This is a genomic window from Rhodococcus yunnanensis NBRC 103083, from assembly GCF_001895005.1.
Lineage (GTDB): Bacteria > Actinomycetota > Actinomycetes > Mycobacteriales > Mycobacteriaceae > Rhodococcoides > Rhodococcoides yunnanense.
In genome coordinates this window covers 73,697-88,712 of sequence record NZ_BCXH01000018.1, presented here as the reverse complement: position 1 = coordinate 88,712, position 15,016 = coordinate 73,697, and the positions used below count along the sequence as shown (strand labels likewise).

Annotated in this window: 14 protein-coding genes; 13 read left to right on the top strand and 1 reads right to left on the bottom strand. The window is 64.0% G+C overall.

Translation table 11 applies throughout. From position 1 onward, the window contains the following. The first annotated feature begins 41 nt into the window (after window positions 1-41). From RY1_RS23710 to fahA, 4 genes are all read left to right on the top strand, one after another. On the top strand, window positions 42-569 hold the full coding sequence (locus tag RY1_RS23710; RefSeq protein ID WP_072806502.1) for a MarR family winged helix-turn-helix transcriptional regulator: 528 nt from the start codon (window positions 42-44) through the stop codon (window positions 567-569). 76 nt (window positions 570-645) lie between these two features. Beyond that, entirely contained in the window at window positions 646-1,839 is a 1,194-nt protein-coding gene (locus RY1_RS23705) for a homogentisate 1,2-dioxygenase (RefSeq protein ID WP_072806501.1), read from the top strand. Continuing rightward, on the top strand, window positions 1,836-2,639 hold the full coding sequence (locus RY1_RS23700) for a hypothetical protein (RefSeq protein ID WP_084727787.1): 804 nt from the start codon (window positions 1,836-1,838) through the stop codon (window positions 2,637-2,639). The genes RY1_RS23705 and RY1_RS23700 overlap by 4 nt, the downstream gene beginning before the upstream one ends. A gap of 21 nt (window positions 2,640-2,660) precedes the next feature. Continuing rightward, the gene (gene fahA / locus RY1_RS23695) at window positions 2,661-3,797 is read left to right on the top strand and encodes a fumarylacetoacetase (RefSeq protein WP_072806500.1); all 1,137 of its coding nucleotides are present in this window, start codon (window positions 2,661-2,663) and stop codon (window positions 3,795-3,797) included. Between the two features lie 56 nt (window positions 3,798-3,853). On the opposite strand, the gene RY1_RS23690 is transcribed toward fahA, so the two are convergent. Next, complete coding sequence (locus RY1_RS23690; protein ID WP_072806499.1) at window positions 3,854-4,564, bottom strand: IclR family transcriptional regulator; 711 nt, start codon at window positions 4,562-4,564, stop codon at window positions 3,854-3,856. Between the two features lie 163 nt (window positions 4,565-4,727). On the opposite strand from RY1_RS23690, the gene RY1_RS23685 reads away from it, so the two are divergent. From RY1_RS23685 to RY1_RS23645, 9 genes are all read left to right on the top strand, one after another. Further along, on the top strand, window positions 4,728-5,552 hold the full coding sequence (locus RY1_RS23685; protein ID WP_072806546.1) for an SDR family NAD(P)-dependent oxidoreductase: 825 nt from the start codon (window positions 4,728-4,730) through the stop codon (window positions 5,550-5,552). After that, window positions 5,545-6,984, top strand: coding sequence for an FAD-dependent oxidoreductase (locus tag RY1_RS23680; RefSeq protein WP_072806498.1), 1,440 nt, complete (start codon window positions 5,545-5,547; stop codon window positions 6,982-6,984). The genes RY1_RS23685 and RY1_RS23680 overlap by 8 nt, the downstream gene beginning before the upstream one ends. 36 nt (window positions 6,985-7,020) lie before the next feature. Beyond that, window positions 7,021-8,355, top strand: a complete 1,335-nt coding sequence (locus RY1_RS23675; protein ID WP_072806497.1) for an MFS transporter — start codon at window positions 7,021-7,023, stop codon at window positions 8,353-8,355. Window positions 8,356-8,369: 14 nt separating this feature from the next. Then, window positions 8,370-9,149, top strand: a complete 780-nt coding sequence (locus tag RY1_RS23670; RefSeq protein WP_072806545.1) for an SDR family NAD(P)-dependent oxidoreductase — start codon at window positions 8,370-8,372, stop codon at window positions 9,147-9,149. 109 nt (window positions 9,150-9,258) lie between these two features. Further along, window positions 9,259-10,839, top strand: a complete 1,581-nt coding sequence (locus RY1_RS23665; RefSeq protein WP_072806496.1) for an FAD-dependent monooxygenase — start codon at window positions 9,259-9,261, stop codon at window positions 10,837-10,839. A gap of 70 nt (window positions 10,840-10,909) precedes the next feature. Further along, on the top strand, window positions 10,910-11,263 hold the full coding sequence (locus tag RY1_RS23660) for a VOC family protein (RefSeq protein ID WP_072806495.1): 354 nt from the start codon (window positions 10,910-10,912) through the stop codon (window positions 11,261-11,263). Window positions 11,264-11,336: 73 nt separating this feature from the next. Continuing rightward, window positions 11,337-12,014, top strand: a complete 678-nt coding sequence (locus RY1_RS23655) for a hypothetical protein (protein WP_072806494.1) — start codon at window positions 11,337-11,339, stop codon at window positions 12,012-12,014. Between the two features lie 151 nt (window positions 12,015-12,165). Next, window positions 12,166-13,575 (top strand): dicarboxylate/amino acid:cation symporter, encoded by a 1,410-nt coding sequence (locus tag RY1_RS23650; RefSeq protein WP_072806493.1) that lies wholly within the window; start codon window positions 12,166-12,168, stop codon window positions 13,573-13,575. A 137-nt stretch (window positions 13,576-13,712) separates the two neighbouring features. Then, complete coding sequence (locus tag RY1_RS23645; RefSeq protein WP_245819904.1) at window positions 13,713-14,891, top strand: hypothetical protein; 1,179 nt, start codon at window positions 13,713-13,715, stop codon at window positions 14,889-14,891. Window positions 14,892-15,016: the final 125 nt, after the last annotated feature.

Sequence of the window (15,016 nt, the reverse complement as noted above, 5' to 3'; positions counted from 1 at the left end):
ACATACCTGAACTAATTGCGCGGACTCGCTACAGTGGTCGAGTGACCGATTCCGCCCACCCCGACTTCTGGTCGTTCATCGACGCCGCCAACGCGAAGCTGGCGAACGAGTACGGATTCGAGCACCAGCTCGCGACCGAGGTTCTGCTGACGCTCAACCGCGCGTCGAACATCGTCACCTACGACCTCGAAGCCTCGATCCATCGACCACGCGGATGGTCGTGGTCGTCGTTTCGCCTGCTCTTCGTCACCTGGCTGGCCGGCCCGATCGAACCGAAGCGCGCTGCCGAACTCACCGGCATGAGCCGTGCCGCGGTGTCGAATCTGACCAAGACGCTGATCAACGACGGCCTGCTCGCTCGCACGCCCGACGAGTCGGACGGTCGATCGGTCCGCCTCGCCCTGACCGAGGAGGGCCACGACCGCATGGTCGAGTCCTTCGCCGAACAGAACGAGCGCGAGAACGCGTGGGCGAGCGTACTCACCGAGCCCGAGCAGCGGATCCTCGTCCTGCTCTTGAACAAGCTCATCACCAATCGAAGCCAGTTCGACGTGCGCGGCAGGAACTGAGCCCCAGGGTTGCATGGATCACTCCCAACTAGTTAATGTGTTTACTACAAGTTCGTGAACCGTCTAGGAGAGACCCGTGGCCTACTACCGACAGATCGGCTCGGTACCGCCGAAGCGACACACTCAACACCGCACACCGGACGGCGGGTTGTACTACGAGGAGCTGATGGGCGAGGAAGGGTTCTCCTCCGACTCGTCGCTGCTGTACCACCGACACATTCCATCCGCGATCGTCGACTCGACCGTGTGGGAACTTCCCGACCAGTCCACCACCCCCAATCATCCGTTGAAGCCGCGGCATCTGAAGCTGCACGAACTGTTCGCCGCCGATGCCGCCGCCGCAACCGACGTCGTCACCGGCCGTCGCCTGATCCTCGGCAACGCCGACGTCCGCATCTCCTACGTCGTCGCCGCGGAAGCGTCTCCGCTGTACCGCAACTCGATCGGTGACGAGATGGTGTATCTCGAATCCGGTTCTGCGACAGTGGAAACGGTGTTCGGTTCGCTGAACGTGCGTCAGGGCGACTACGTGCTCATCCCCCGCGCGACGACGCATCGCTGGGTACCCGACGGCGAGGTCCGCGCGTACGCGATCGAGGCCAACAGCCACATCGTGCCGCCGAAGCGGTACCTGTCGAAGTTCGGGCAACTGCTCGAGAACGCGCCGTTCTGCGAACGTGACCTGCACGGTCCCACCGATCCCCTGCTCACCGAGGGCACCGATGTCGAGGTTCTCGTCAAACATCGCGGATCGACGGGCATCGTCGGAACCCGGATGACGTACGCGAATCATCCGTTCGACGTCGTGGGATGGGACGGATGCCTCTACCCGTACACGTTCAACATCTCGGACTACGAGCCGATCACCGGCCGCGTACATCAACCGCCGCCTGCGCATCAGGCGTTCGAAGGCGCGGGCTTCGTCATCTGTAACTTCGTGCCGCGCAAGGTCGATTACCACCCGCTGTCGATTCCGGTGCCGTACTACCACTCGAACGTCGACTCCGACGAGATCATGTTCTACGTCGGCGGCGACTACGAAGCCCGCAAGGGTTCGGGTATCGGACAGGGCTCGATCTCCATCCACCCGGGCGGTCACGCGCACGGTCCGCAGCCGGGTGCATACGAGCGCAGCATCGGAGCCGAGTTCTTCGACGAACTGGCGGTCATGGTGGACACGTTCCGCCCGCTCGAACTGGGTGAAGGCGCCCTCGCATGTGAGGACAGCGAATACGCCTGGACGTGGGCCGGCCGAGGACCAGCACAGTGACACCCGCACCGATCCCCGCCCTGTTCCGCGGCCTCTGCGACGACGCCGCCCTGTTCCCACCCGGCAACGCACCACTCGATGCCGCTGTGCCGCAGCACATCGGCTACCGCGACACGGCATACGCCGATCTGGTCGGGCCTCTCGTGTTTCCCATTCCCCGGGTACGCGAACTCGTCGATGTACCCGGCTCGATCGATCTCTCTCTGACTGCGCCTTCAGGACCCGGCACGGTGGCCGCCGGACTCGCGGCGGCCAGGGCGATTCCAGGGGTCGTCGTCGTGGCCGTCGAAATCGCGGTGCCCGAGGGCACGAGCCTCGACGAGCTGGGATTCATCGACCGCGACATCGAGATCTACGTCGAGATTCCGCGCGACACACGGCGCGACGAGATCTTCGACGTCGTGGACGAGCGTGGTTATCGCGCGAAGTTCCGAACCGGCGGTGTCACCGCCGACCTCTATCCGGACGAAGCCGAATTGGCCTCCCTCATCCACGAGGCGACGCGTCGCGAGATCGCGTTCAAGGCCACCGCAGGACTTCACCACGCCATTCGTAACACCGGTTCCGACAACGGGTTCGAACAGCACGGATTCCTGAACGTGTTGCTCGCAGCCCAGGCGGCAGAAAGCGGCGCACGTAAGACCGAACTGGAGGCGATCCTCGCCATCCGCGACCCCGAGGTCGTAGCGGCGCACGTCGCGTCGATCGAGACCGCGCGAGCATTCTTGTCCTTCGGTACCTGCAGCATTCGGGAACCTCTCGACGACCTGATCGGCCTCGGGCTGATCCCGCCCATGTGAGCGAAGGAGCTCAGCACCACTATGTACGGAATCGACAATCTTCCCTACGGAGTTTTTTCCACCACGGGCACAGACAGACGGGTGGGAGTCAGATTCGGCGACACCGTCATCGACCTGTCGGTCACCCTTCGAGACGACGTGTTCGCGCAGCCGACTCTCAACCCGTTCATGGCGCAGGGCCGGACTCGATGGGTCGAGGTCCGAGCGGCGATCACCGACGCCATCGGTGCGGACACCGTGCCCGCGGACGCGGTCCATCCCGTCGAGTCGGTGACGATGCACATGCCGTTCGACGTGGCCGACTACGTGGACTTCTATGCCTCGGAGCATCATGCGAGCAACCTCGGTCGGTTGTTCCGCCCCGATTCCGAACCGCTCATGCCCAACTGGAAGCACCTGCCGGTCGCGTACCACGGCAGGGCGGGCACGGTTGTCCTCTCGGGCACCGACATCAGGCGTCCGAGCGGCCAACGCAAGGCGCCCGATCAGTCGTCGCCCACCTTCGGACCGAGCACGAGGCTCGACATCGAGGCAGAGATGGGATTCGTCGTCGGTGTGCCGTCGTCGGAGCCGATCGGTCCGGATCGCTTCGCGGACCACGTGTTCGGCGCAGTGATCGTCAACGACTGGTCGGCGCGCGACATCCAGGCATGGGAGTACGTACCGCTCGGCCCGAACCTCGGCAAGAGCTTCGCGACATCGATCTCCCCCTGGGTGGTGCCGCTTCTCGCATTGGAGGCTGCGCGGGTCTCGACGCCGGTGCAGGACCCCGAGCCGCTCGAATACCTGCGTGAATCACGTTCCTGGGCACTCGATATCGATCTGGTAGTGAGCTGGAACGGACACGAGGTGTCCCGTCCTCCCTACCGCGAGATGTACTGGTCACCGGCTCAGATGCTCGCCCACGAAACGATCAACGGTGCAACTTCACGCACCGGTGACCTGTTCGCGTCGGGCACCATCTCCGGACCGGAGAAGAATCAACGCGGAGCGTTCATCGAACTGACTTGGGGCGGAAAGGAACCCGTGACGATCGGTTCCGAGACACGCACATTCCTCGAGGACGGCGACGAGGTCGTCATCGCCGCCAGCGCCCCCGGTGCCAACGGCTCCCGCATCGGCTTCGGCGATGTCAGAGGCAGAATCACGGGCGCCTAACCTACGAGTACTCAGATCACGAGCGCCTAGATCACGGGCGCTCGGATCACGAGCGCTCAACGAAGAAGGCGTCCCAACCGCGCCGCCGCGGCGACAACCGCTGTGCCGAGTCCCTTTTCGTCGTCGATCTCGAACACCGACGCTCCGAGACTTGCCAGTGTGTCGCCGCGGCGTCCGGGAATCACCGCAGACACTCCGCCCACGGACGGAATCACTTCACCCTGGGTGACCGCATAGCCGACGGCGCGGGCCCGGGTCACTTCCGCGCGCTCGCCGTCGACGGCGGGCAGAGCAGCGAGCATCGCCAGGCCTGCGGATCCGCGATCGATGGGGTCGACCTGCCCTCCCCGGAACGCCACGTGCACCTTGGCGCCGCGCGGCTCCACGACCATCAAAGCCCGTACCTCCGTGTCGTTTTCACGCACGACGAGGTGAACGGTCGCGCCGAGTTGATCGGCGAGCTCCTCGAGAACCGGACGCGCGACCGTCCGCAGGTCCTGCTCCACCGGCTCGGCAAGCGCGACGAGCCCTGCCCCCAGCGCGATCCGCTTGAATTCGTCGCGGCGGCACAGGTGATGCGCCTCCAACGTCCGTACCAGTCGGTGCGCAACGGTACGGTGCACCCCGATCCCGTCGGCGATGTCGGTGATGGACAAGCCGTTCGGATGTTCGGCCAATAGCTCGAGCACGGCGATGCCGTGGTGCAACGTTTTCGACATCCCGGAATCGAGCTGAACAGCATCTTTGCCCGGTTGAACATGAGTCATGAGAAGCCCCTGTTGACGTATGTGAGGTGGACCACCTAGAGTTCGAGGTGAATCGCACGCTGCGTGCGATTATCGCACACCTTCTCAGGTGTCGCAAGCGGTGTCCCTGCCGGACCTGCATCGACGAGCCTGATCGAGACATCTTTTGCACGAGGAGAAGTACATGACAACCTTGAATCCCGGACGCGTCGTCTCTTCCACGATGACCGCCGTGTACCCCGAACTCGCCGGAAAGGTCGCCGTTGTCACCGGGGCAGCCCGCGGTATGGGATCGGTGTTCGCCAAGGGGCTCGCAGCTCGCGGCGTGCACGTCGTGGGCGCCGACATCAACGACGCGCAGATGAAGGAGACCGCCGAGCAGCTGAACACCGAACTGGTCACCGACGCGCTCGTTGCCGAGCCGGGCAAGGTCGTCGGCGCGCGTATCGACGTCACCGTCGCCGATGATCACGAAGCCCTGGCGCAGACCGCGCTCACCGAGTTCGGCCGCATCGACTTCTGGATCAACAACGCGGGCATCTTTCCCTTCGCCCTGGCAGCGGACATCACGCCCGAGCAGATCAACGCGACCCTGAGTGTCAACGTCGAAGGCGTTCTCTTCGGTGCGCAGGCCGCCGCTCGGCACATGAGCGAGGGCGGTGCGATCGTCAACATGTCCTCGGTCTCCGCCTTGCGCGTCCGCACCGGCCGCGGCGCCTACTGCACCTCGAAGGCAGCCGTCGCTCATCTGACGGAATCGCTAGCAGTCGAGTTCGGCGACATCGGTATTCGGGTCAACTCCATCGCACCGGGCTACATCGACACCGAGATGACCCGCTGGGTCCAGGAGGATCCAGCAGCGCTGGCCAAGGCACTGGACTCCGTGCCGCTGCATCGCCTCGGCGCACCCGAGGAGGTCTTCGGGCCGTTGCTGTTCCTCCTGTCGGACAGCGCTCGCTACGTCACCGGACACAGCATCGCCGTGGACGGCGGTTCGCGCCATGTCTGAGACCGACTACGACGTCGTCGTGATCGGCGGCGGCGGTGCCGGACTCGCGGCAGCCGTCACGGCCGCCGAGAACGGCGCGTCGGTGATCTTGTTCGAGGCATTGAAGGAACTGGGCGGATCGACTGCACTGTCGGCCGGCCTGTTCACGGCAGCAGGTACCAGCGTTCAACGCGGACTCGGCATCGACGACAGCGCCGAGAAGTATTTCCAGCACTACATGGACCTGAACCAGTGGATGCTCAAGCCCGGTCTGATCCGCACCTTCTGTGAGCAGGCGGGCCCGACGCTCGAATGGCTCATCGATCTCGGCGTCGAGATCCCCGCGAAGATCTCCGGAAACGCACACCAGCCCGGTCTGTGCCAAGCCGGCGTCGAGGATGTCTGGCGTGGTCACGTCCCGAAAGATCAGGGATACGGGTTGGTGCAGGTTCTCGACGCCGCGCGACGTAAACACGGCATCGAGGTCGTTCTCGACACCCGTGTGCAGGCGTTGCTCGTCGAGGACGAGGCAGTGGTGGGAGTGATCGCCGACGACGTCGCATTGCGTGCGGGCGCGGTGGTCGTCGCGTCGGGAGGATTCGCCCAGGACCCGACGTTCGTCGACCGCCACTACCCCGTTGCCAACAAGGCAGGTGATTCACTGTTCGTCGTCGCCGCCGAGGGCAGCCGCGGTGACCATCTCCGCTTCGCCGACTCGGTCGAGGCGTCACTGGCCGGTGACGGCTGGGGACTCATGCTCCCCACGGTCTACTTTCAGCGCTATCACCACTGGCAGTCCGGTTTTCCACCCAAATCTCGCATCTACGTCGATGCGGACGGGCGGCGGTTCATGGACGAGGACGCGTCGTACGCGGTCTCGACGGGCATCATCGATCATCGGGGCGGATCGGCATGGATCGTCTTCGACGAGAATGCTCGTCTGAACCTTGCTGCAGGGTATGCCGATTGGTCCGCCGAGCGGGTCGCCGAGGAATCGGACGCCGGACGTACCCTGCGCGCGGACACTCTGGACGATCTGGCCGAACTGATGGCAGTACCCGTTGCGACGCTGCGCGCCACGGTCGCTCGCTGGAATGCACACCTGCCCCGCGGTGAGGATCCGGACTTCCTGCGTCACCGAACGCTGAAGAACAAGGGCAACACCGTCGATCCCGACGCAATCGCCCGAGGCCCGTTCTACGCCGCTCGCATCCTCCCTGCCGAATTGGTGTGCACCCACGCAGGTTTGGAGATCGACCAGAACTCCGCGGTACTGAACGTTCGCGGCGAGACGGTGCCGGGCCTGTACGCCGCAGGCGAGGCAGGCGCAGGCGTCCTCGGTCAGCGATACGTCGGCGGCGGAAACGCCGTCGCGAACGCGCTCACCATGGGCCGCATCGCCGGCCGCAGCGCCGCCCTGGTGGCCGTCGGCGACCAGGCACTGGCCATCTGACCTGCTCACTCATCTACCCTTGACCTAGGAACACACATGACGACCAACGAGAGCGCCGTGCACTTCGAGCCCGGCCGACACGACGACGAATCGACCCCGGTGAAGCAATCCCCCCTCACGGTGATTCGTGCCGCGGTCGTGGGTACCGTCGTCGAGTACTACGACTTCGGCATCTACGGCTACATGGCAACCACCATCGCAGCCCTGTTCTTCGTCTCCGACGATCCGACGGCAGCACTACTGGGCACATTCGCGGCGTTCGCCGTCGCGTTCTTCCTTCGTGTACCCGGCGGCATCTTCTTCGGTCACATCGGCGACAAGTACGGCCGCAAGAACGCGCTGTCCTGGACCATCCTGCTGATGGTCATCGCGACCGCCGGAATCGGAATGTTGCCGACGTACGTCACCCTCGGCGTCTGGGCAACCAGTGTTCTGGTGCTCGCACGATGCCTGCAGGGCTTCGCGGCGGGCGGTGAGTTGGGCGGCGCGAACGCATTCGTATCCGAGTCCGCCCCCACGCGCTGGCGTGCGACGCAGACCTCGATGGTCAACACGGGAACCTACATCGGCTCGCTGCTGGCGTCGCTGTGCGCGCTCGCACTGAACTCTGTGTTCACCGACGAGCAGATCCTGTCCTGGGCATGGCGCATCCCGTTCCTGCTGAGCCTGGTCATCGGCGGCGTCGGCATCTGGATCAGAAGCCGCCTCGACGACACCCCGGAGTTCAAGGAACTCGAGGACAAGGGCGAGACCAAGAAGCTGCCGATCTCCGAACTGCTCAGCACCTCACGCGGAAGCGTCGTCAAGATCATTCTTCTCGGCGCGTTGATCACCGGTGGTTACTACATCGCGTCGGTCTACGCCGCCACGTATCTCAAGACCGAGGGCGGCCAGACGTCGCAGGCAGCCTTCCTGTCCACTTCGCTCGCCCTGGTTCTCGGCGTCATCACGCTGCCCATCTCCGGCTACATGGCAGACAAGTACGGACGCAAGCCGGTGCTGTTCGCGGGCAGCTTCGCATCGATCGTGCTCGGTGTTCCGATGTTCATGATGATGGCAGGCGGCAGCCTGTGGCAGGCCGTCGTCGGACAGTCCGTTCTGTTCATCGCGGTCTCCGTCGTCAACGGCGCCTCCTACGTCACCTACGTCGAGATGCTCAAGACCTCGGTTCGCTACAGCGGCCTCGCACTGGGCAATAACACCACCAACATGCTGCTCGGCGGCACGGCGCCCTTCATCGCCACCTACCTGATCTCGTTGACCGGAAACGCACTGGCACCCGCCGGCTACTTCGTGTTCTGCGCGGTCATCACCTTCGTCACGGTCTTCTTCGTCACCGAGACCAAGGGCATCGAGCTCAAGACCGAGTGAAGGAATCACCCACGATGAACTTTCAGGGAAAAACGATCGTCGTCACCGGCGCGGGCAGTGGAATGGGACGAACCGAGTCGTCCATGCTGGCCCGCCGGGGCGCCAAGGTCTGGGTCACCGACATCGCCGACGCACCCGGGCACGTCGTCGTCGACGAGATCATCGCCGACGGCGGCACCGCGGAGTTCGTTCGGCTCGACGTCACCGATCCTGCGTCGTGGACGGAGCTGGCGTCGCGGATCGAATCGGTCGACGGCACCCTGGACGGACTCGTCAACAATGCAGGCGTCAGTCATCGATCCGGTATCGAGGAGACCTCGGTCGAGGACTGGCACCGCGTGATGGACATCAATCTGTCGAGCGTCTTCTACGGCATGAAATATTGTGCGCCACTGCTGAAGAAGGGCGACGGGGGTTCCGTCGTCAACGTCTCGTCCATCGCAGGCATGCTCGGCTATTTCGCCGCGGGGTACGGCGCCAGCAAGTGGGGCGTGCGGGGTCTGTCGAAAGTCGGGGCGCTCGAGTTCGCCGAGCACGGAGTGCGCGTCAATTCCATCCATCCCGGGTTGGTGGACACTCCCCTGTTGCATTCGGGTTCGTCGACGTTCGTCGACACCAGCCTCCAGTCGGTGCCCGCAGGACGCGTGGCCGATGCCGAAGAGATCGCCGAGTCGGTGGCCTTCCTCCTCTCGGACGCCGCCAGGTACATCACGGGTACGGAACTGGTCGTCGACGGCGGCTTGACCTCCGGCGGGATCTACCACCGCATCACCAACGAGCTGAAGGCGACATGATTCGGCTGGTCCTCACCCGGAAAGCATGAACTCGCGCTCGAACCCCCTCGGATCTTTCGCGCCTCGGTGATAATTCACGGGACCCGAAGGCAACAAGGACGGTGGAGATGTGAGCGCAGAAGTTCTGGTGGCAGGCGCTGGACCGATCGGATTGACGGCGGCTATCGAACTTCGGAGGCGCGGCATCGCCACTCGCATCATCGATCCGCTTCTCGAACCGCCTCAGTATGCGAAAGCCGTTGGTGTACAGCCTCGGACGCTCGAATTGTTCGAGAACATGGGCGTGCTGAAGACCATATTGGACGCCTCCATCGAGATGCGCGGCCAGATCATGTTCCAGAACGGTGTGGAAACCGGCCGAATCGAATTGTCGTTGCCACCGGATGTACCGTACTGGTTCATCGGTCTGCCACAGTACGAGACCGAACGCATCCTCACCGAGCGCCTCGCGGAGTTGGGGACGGTCGTCGAGCGCGGTGTCGGGATCGCGGGCCTCGAGCAGGACGACGACGGTGTGACCGCAACGTTGAGCGATGGATCCACCGCCGCGGTTCGGTATCTGATCGGCTGCGACGGCGCGCACAGCGTCGTGCGTAAGCAACTCGGCCTGTCGTTCGAGGGCGGCGCCTTCGCCGAGGGCTACATGCTCGGCGACGTGGAGGTCGATTGGTCACTGCCCACCGGCTACGGCGTCCGCAGTACTCATACCGCCGACGACGGTTCAAGCGACGATCTGTTGGTCGCCATCCCGCTACCGGGCCACAAGCGCTACCGCATGTCGATGCTCGTGCCGGAGGAGTTGTCCGAGCCAGCCAGCGGCGATTCGATCGTGCATGGGTTCACCGGTGGCCCTGCCCCCGAACTGCGGCACATTCAAGCAGTGCTCGACCGGTTGTCTCCTGAACCGACGACCGCATCGAACTTGCGGTGGTCCTCGGTGTTCCGCATCAGTCATCGAATCGTCGACTCCTACGGCCGTGGGCGCGTGTTCGTGGCGGGCGACGCCGCACACATTCACCCTCCCACCGGCGCACAGGGAATGAACACCGGGATTCAGGACGCCCACAACATCGCCTGGAAAGTCGCTCTCGCGGTTCGCGGAGTTGCAGCGCCGGGATTGACCGACACCTACGACGCCGAGCGTCGCCCCGTCGGCGAAGAGATCGTCGGCATGACGGTGCGCAACGCGCGAGAGGGTATCGGCGCAGGTGAGAACTCGTTCGAGACGGCGATGCGTCGTCAGGCCCAGCTGCTGATCTCGTATGCAGGCAGCCCGATCGTATCGGCGGCGGACGAAGAATCGGCGACAGTACAGCCGGGTGAGCGTGCGCCGGACGCACGGGGTTTGCGTCGCGACTCCGTGGCGTATCCGATTCGATTGTTCGAGCTCTTCGACGGCACCAAGCACACACTGCTGTTGTACGCGGACGGTTCGATCGACGAGTCGGAGTCATTGGCGGCCGCTGCAGTCGATGCCGCACACGGGCTTCTCGACGTCTATCTGATCGTGTCGAGTCCGGTCGATTCGGTCCTACCCGTCATCGTCGACGCTGCCGGCGAACTGGCCAAGGCCTACGGAATCGACGGGCAGTCGGCATTCGTCGTCAGGCCGGACGGGTATCTGAGCCATCGAGAGTCTCCTGCGACGACAGAGGGTGTTCTGGCGCATCTGAAGCGGACGTTCGCCTGAGTTCGATTACTTTCGCCGGTCGGTCCGGTCTGCCTTCATGACCTGATGGCAGACCCGATCGGAGGAATTCATGGCTGTCGAACATGTGCTCGCGGTAGTGCCCGTCTCGGACATCGACCGGGCGAACGCCTGGTACGAAGCGTTGATCGGGCGACCCGCGGACAACAACCCGATGCCGACACTCGTCGAATGGCAGGTGCACGGCCGAGGGTGGGTCCAGGTGACCGTCGATGCCGCCCGCGCGGGATCGGGACTGCTGAACTTTGCCGTCGACGATCTCGAGAAGCACATCGAGGACATCACCGGGCGCGGAATCGAAGCCGGAGAGATCGTCGACGCGAGCAAGGGCGTCCGTCTCTCCGCGGTCGAGGATCCGGACGGCAACACCATCACGCTCATCGGCGGCTTCCGAGTGAACTATTGAAGTATTGACTTTGACTCGTGCGCACTAGTTTTCGTCGACTTTTCTGTCGGTGGGGTGCACTACCTTGCCGCGCATGACATCTACCTTCGATTCCTACAACGACGACCTCGACACTCGCGGCTACGACACGATCGAGTCGATCATCCGGCGAGGACAGGAGCTGTACGCCGCGATGACCAAGGTCGGCGACGCGATGGCCAACTTCGATCGCGAGTTCGTCCAGCAGAACTGGACGGGGCTGTGCACTCGATCGCTGGTGACCATGTCCTTTGTGGCACAACACTTCCGCGAGCTGTGCCACCTGTACACCGCGCACCCCGACATGGATTTCGAGCATCCGGACGTGAATTACTCGGTGCCCGATCTCCGATCGTGGCCGGACGGGCCGACGACCGAACAGTGGCAGCCCGCGCCTGGTGGCGCAAGCGACGAGACGATAAAGGCGATCCTCCGCGGCAACACCCATCTGTGCGTCCAGCAAATCGAGAATTGCGCCGAGATCGTCGGCGACTACATCGATTCCGTCGGCGGGTGGTACGACAGCGAGGACCCCGACGCCGTTGTCGAAGCGTTCGATCACAACGTGATGCACTTGACGATGGTTGTTGTCGACATCGCAGCTCTGTGGCGAACGGACATCTACGACGCGCACGCGACGGTCGCACGCTCGATGCAAGCACCCCGACAGCCCGGTTGGGAGCGGCTGTTGGAGCCGCGGGCCGCTGGGAGTTCGGACCGATACTCGGAGTAGTCTCCAGTAAGTGATGCCACTCCTGACCAGTCGACGCTACGTCGATCTACGTCTGCAGGCCAGCGCTATCTGTCGCTGACCGACAGATCTCGGCAGCACCTTCGATTCGAGGCACTCCTCGGTTTTCTCTTCTTCTCGAAAGGGCATCTTCATGTCTGCGCCCAGCGCTACCCGTACTTCCCGCGTGCCCACGTGGGCCAAGTCGTTCGGGCCACAGATCGTCGCCGGGTTGATCCTCGGCGTCGTTCTCGGCCTGATCGCGCGTTCCATGCCCGACGCCGCCGACGGAAACGACAACTGGCTCGTCGGCACAGTGGCCACCATCGGTTCGAGCTACGTCAAACTGCTCACCGTTGCAGTCGTACCTCTGGTGTTCACCGCGATCGTCTCGTCCATCGCCAATCTCCGCCAGGTCGCCAACGCCGCGCGGCTGGCGATCCAGACGCTGCTGTGGTTCGCGATCACGGCGTTCATCGCCGTGATCATCGGCATCGTGATCGGCCTTGTCGCACAGCCTGGTTCACGGACCGGTGTCGAGGCATCCTCGGCCAAGGATCCGAGCAGCGTCGGCTCGTGGTGGTCGTTCCTGACCGGACTCGTCCCGAACAATTTCTTCGCTCTCGGCTCGAAGACGACGGTCACCACGCAGGCGGCCGGGGACGGGTTCGCCAGTACCGCCACCACATCACTGAGCTTCAACATCCTGCAGCTCCTGGTCGTCGCAGCAGCAATCGGTATCGCGGCACTGAAGATCGGCGACAAAGCCGAACCGTTCCTGACGTTCAACGCCTCCCTGCTCTCTATCGTGCAGAAGGTTCTGTGGTGGATCATCCGACTCGCACCGATCGGCACCGCCGCACTCATCGCGAACGCTGTCGCCACGTACGGTTGGGACGCAATCGGGTCGCTGGGCGTGTTCACTGTCGCCGTCTACGTGGGTCTCGCGATCGTGTTCTTCGTCGTCTACCCGATCATCGTTCGCGCTCATGGCCTTTCGGTACGCAATTTCTTCTCCGGAGTATGGCCTGCGACGCAACTCGGATTCGTGTCCCGATCCTCCATCGGCACCCTGCCACTGACCGAGCGCGTCACCGAACGCAACCTCGGAGTCCCGCGGGAGTACGCGTCGTTCGCAGTTCCTCTCGGAGCGACGACCAAGATGGACGGTTGCGCCGCAATCTATCCCGCGATCGCCGCGATCTTCGTCGCACAGTTCTACGGTGTGGGATTGACGTTCACCGACTACCTGCTGATCATCGTCGTGTCCGTGATCGGCTCGGCAGCAACCGCGGGCACCACCGGCGCCACCGTCATGCTGACACTGACGCTGTCCACACTGGGACTGCCGCTCGCCGGTGTCGGTCTGCTGCTGGCTGTCGAACCGATCGTCGACATGGGCCGCACGGCTGTCAACGTCACCGGTCAGGCACTGGTGCCGACCATCGTCGCCAAACGTGAAGGCATCCTCGACCTCGACCGGTACAACAGCCCGCGCAACGGCGATCCGTTTGCCGACGACGAGAACGTCGAACCGAAGCGTGAGTCTCAATTGGCAACGTAGACAACAGCTTCCCTTCCGCATCGATGGTCCGCGGCAGCCGACGCACGGTTGCCGCGGACCATCGATACCGTTCTGGCCACAACCGTGTCGCGCCACTGCGACCGCGTCGCCGAACCACGCCCGATAGGCTGACGAGCATGGGATCCAAGGGACCGGCAAGTCGGGGACAGAAGCGCGCAGCCAAGACCAAGGCTCGTCAGCGCCGTCAGCAGTCGTCGACGGGCTCGCATCTACCCACATTCCCTGCGGGCGTTCTCGAGGACTTCGGCGCGTGGTTGACCGATCGCGACTTGGGCCGACACGCGGAACGCGTGGTCGGCCTGGTACGCACCACGCTGACTCAGATCGACCGCGCGAACCCTGGATTCTCGGTCACGTCGTGGACCCCCAACGACGCACACTTCATCGTCGACGCCGTCGAGCGCATCGAGGACTCCGACGAAGAGAACGGCGCAGCTGCCGCGACCAACATCGTCGTGACACTGCTCGAATTCCTCACCTTCCTGGACGAGACCGACCGCTGGACCGGCACCGACGAGGACTTCTCGCACTGCATGGAAGATCTCACCGACTTCATCGACAGCGACCCCGATGTGCTGGATCCCGAGGACGTCGAACTGCCCGAGATCGCCATCGAGGCCGAATCGGCCGCTTTGCTGGCGTTGCCACTCGTGGTCGGTGTGGACGCACTCGTCGAACGCGTCGGTGCGGGGATCCCGGTGGCCGGCGTCGAAGAACTGTCGACGGCGCTCGACGACCACGACCACGACGCCGACCATGACCACGACCATGACCCTTCGCCCGCCGACCTCGCATCGCTCGATCAGTGGGCGGCTGCGATCGCATCCGACGTCCTGCAGGTGGAAGGAACCGACGTCGTGCCGGGGCCGAGCGCCGACAGCTATCGTTCTCGATCGGTGGACACACTCAGAGAGGTGCTGACACAGCACATTCGCCATCAGCTGAGTCTGAGCGAGGAGGACGTGTCGATGGCACTGTCCAACTCCTTCGCGATTCAGACTCTGCTGGCAGCGATGACCGAGGACCTCCCCCTCGACAATCCCGAGGAAGATTACGACGGCCTCGAAGGCGAGGACCTGCGAACCGCTCAGTTGATCGACTATCGAGTCCGCGCCCTCCAGGAACAGGGCGTCCTGGTGCGAGTCGACGATTCACTGGAAGTTCCGCCGGCTCTGCGCCGCGCCGTCCTCGCAGGCGTCGAGCGTGCAGAACCGTTCGGGGACTGGGATGACGACGGCGATGAGGACGGAATTGAGGACGGGGATGACGCGGCTCCGCCGCCCGTGTTCGCGTAGTCGGTCGCCGCTGTAAACGACGTACGCACTGTAACCACGCCCGCATGGCCCGCGCACTCCGCGATCTGTAACGGCGGCGGGCCGGGCAGCGACAACGTGCTCGTAGTCACAAGCAACGACTTCTC

Bases quoted from the DNA above. Each gene is read 5' to 3' on its own strand.
- fahA (WP_072806500.1), top strand. From the start codon at position 2,661: ATGTACGGAATCGACAATCTTCCCTACGGAGTTTTTTCCACCACGGGC.
- RY1_RS23690 (WP_072806499.1), bottom strand. From the start codon at position 4,564: ATGACTCATGTTCAACCGGGCAAAGATGCTGTTCAGCTCGATTCCGGG.
- RY1_RS23685 (WP_072806546.1), top strand. From the start codon at position 4,728: ATGACAACCTTGAATCCCGGACGCGTCGTCTCTTCCACGATGACCGCC.
- RY1_RS23680 (WP_072806498.1), top strand. From the start codon at position 5,545: ATGTCTGAGACCGACTACGACGTCGTCGTGATCGGCGGCGGCGGTGCC.
- RY1_RS23675 (WP_072806497.1), top strand. From the start codon at position 7,021: ATGACGACCAACGAGAGCGCCGTGCACTTCGAGCCCGGCCGACACGAC.
- RY1_RS23670 (WP_072806545.1), top strand. From the start codon at position 8,370: ATGAACTTTCAGGGAAAAACGATCGTCGTCACCGGCGCGGGCAGTGGA.
- RY1_RS23660 (WP_072806495.1), top strand. From the start codon at position 10,910: ATGGCTGTCGAACATGTGCTCGCGGTAGTGCCCGTCTCGGACATCGAC.
- RY1_RS23655 (WP_072806494.1), top strand. From the start codon at position 11,337: ATGACATCTACCTTCGATTCCTACAACGACGACCTCGACACTCGCGGC.
- RY1_RS23650 (WP_072806493.1), top strand. From the start codon at position 12,166: ATGTCTGCGCCCAGCGCTACCCGTACTTCCCGCGTGCCCACGTGGGCC.
- RY1_RS23645 (WP_245819904.1), top strand. From the start codon at position 13,713: ATGGGATCCAAGGGACCGGCAAGTCGGGGACAGAAGCGCGCAGCCAAG.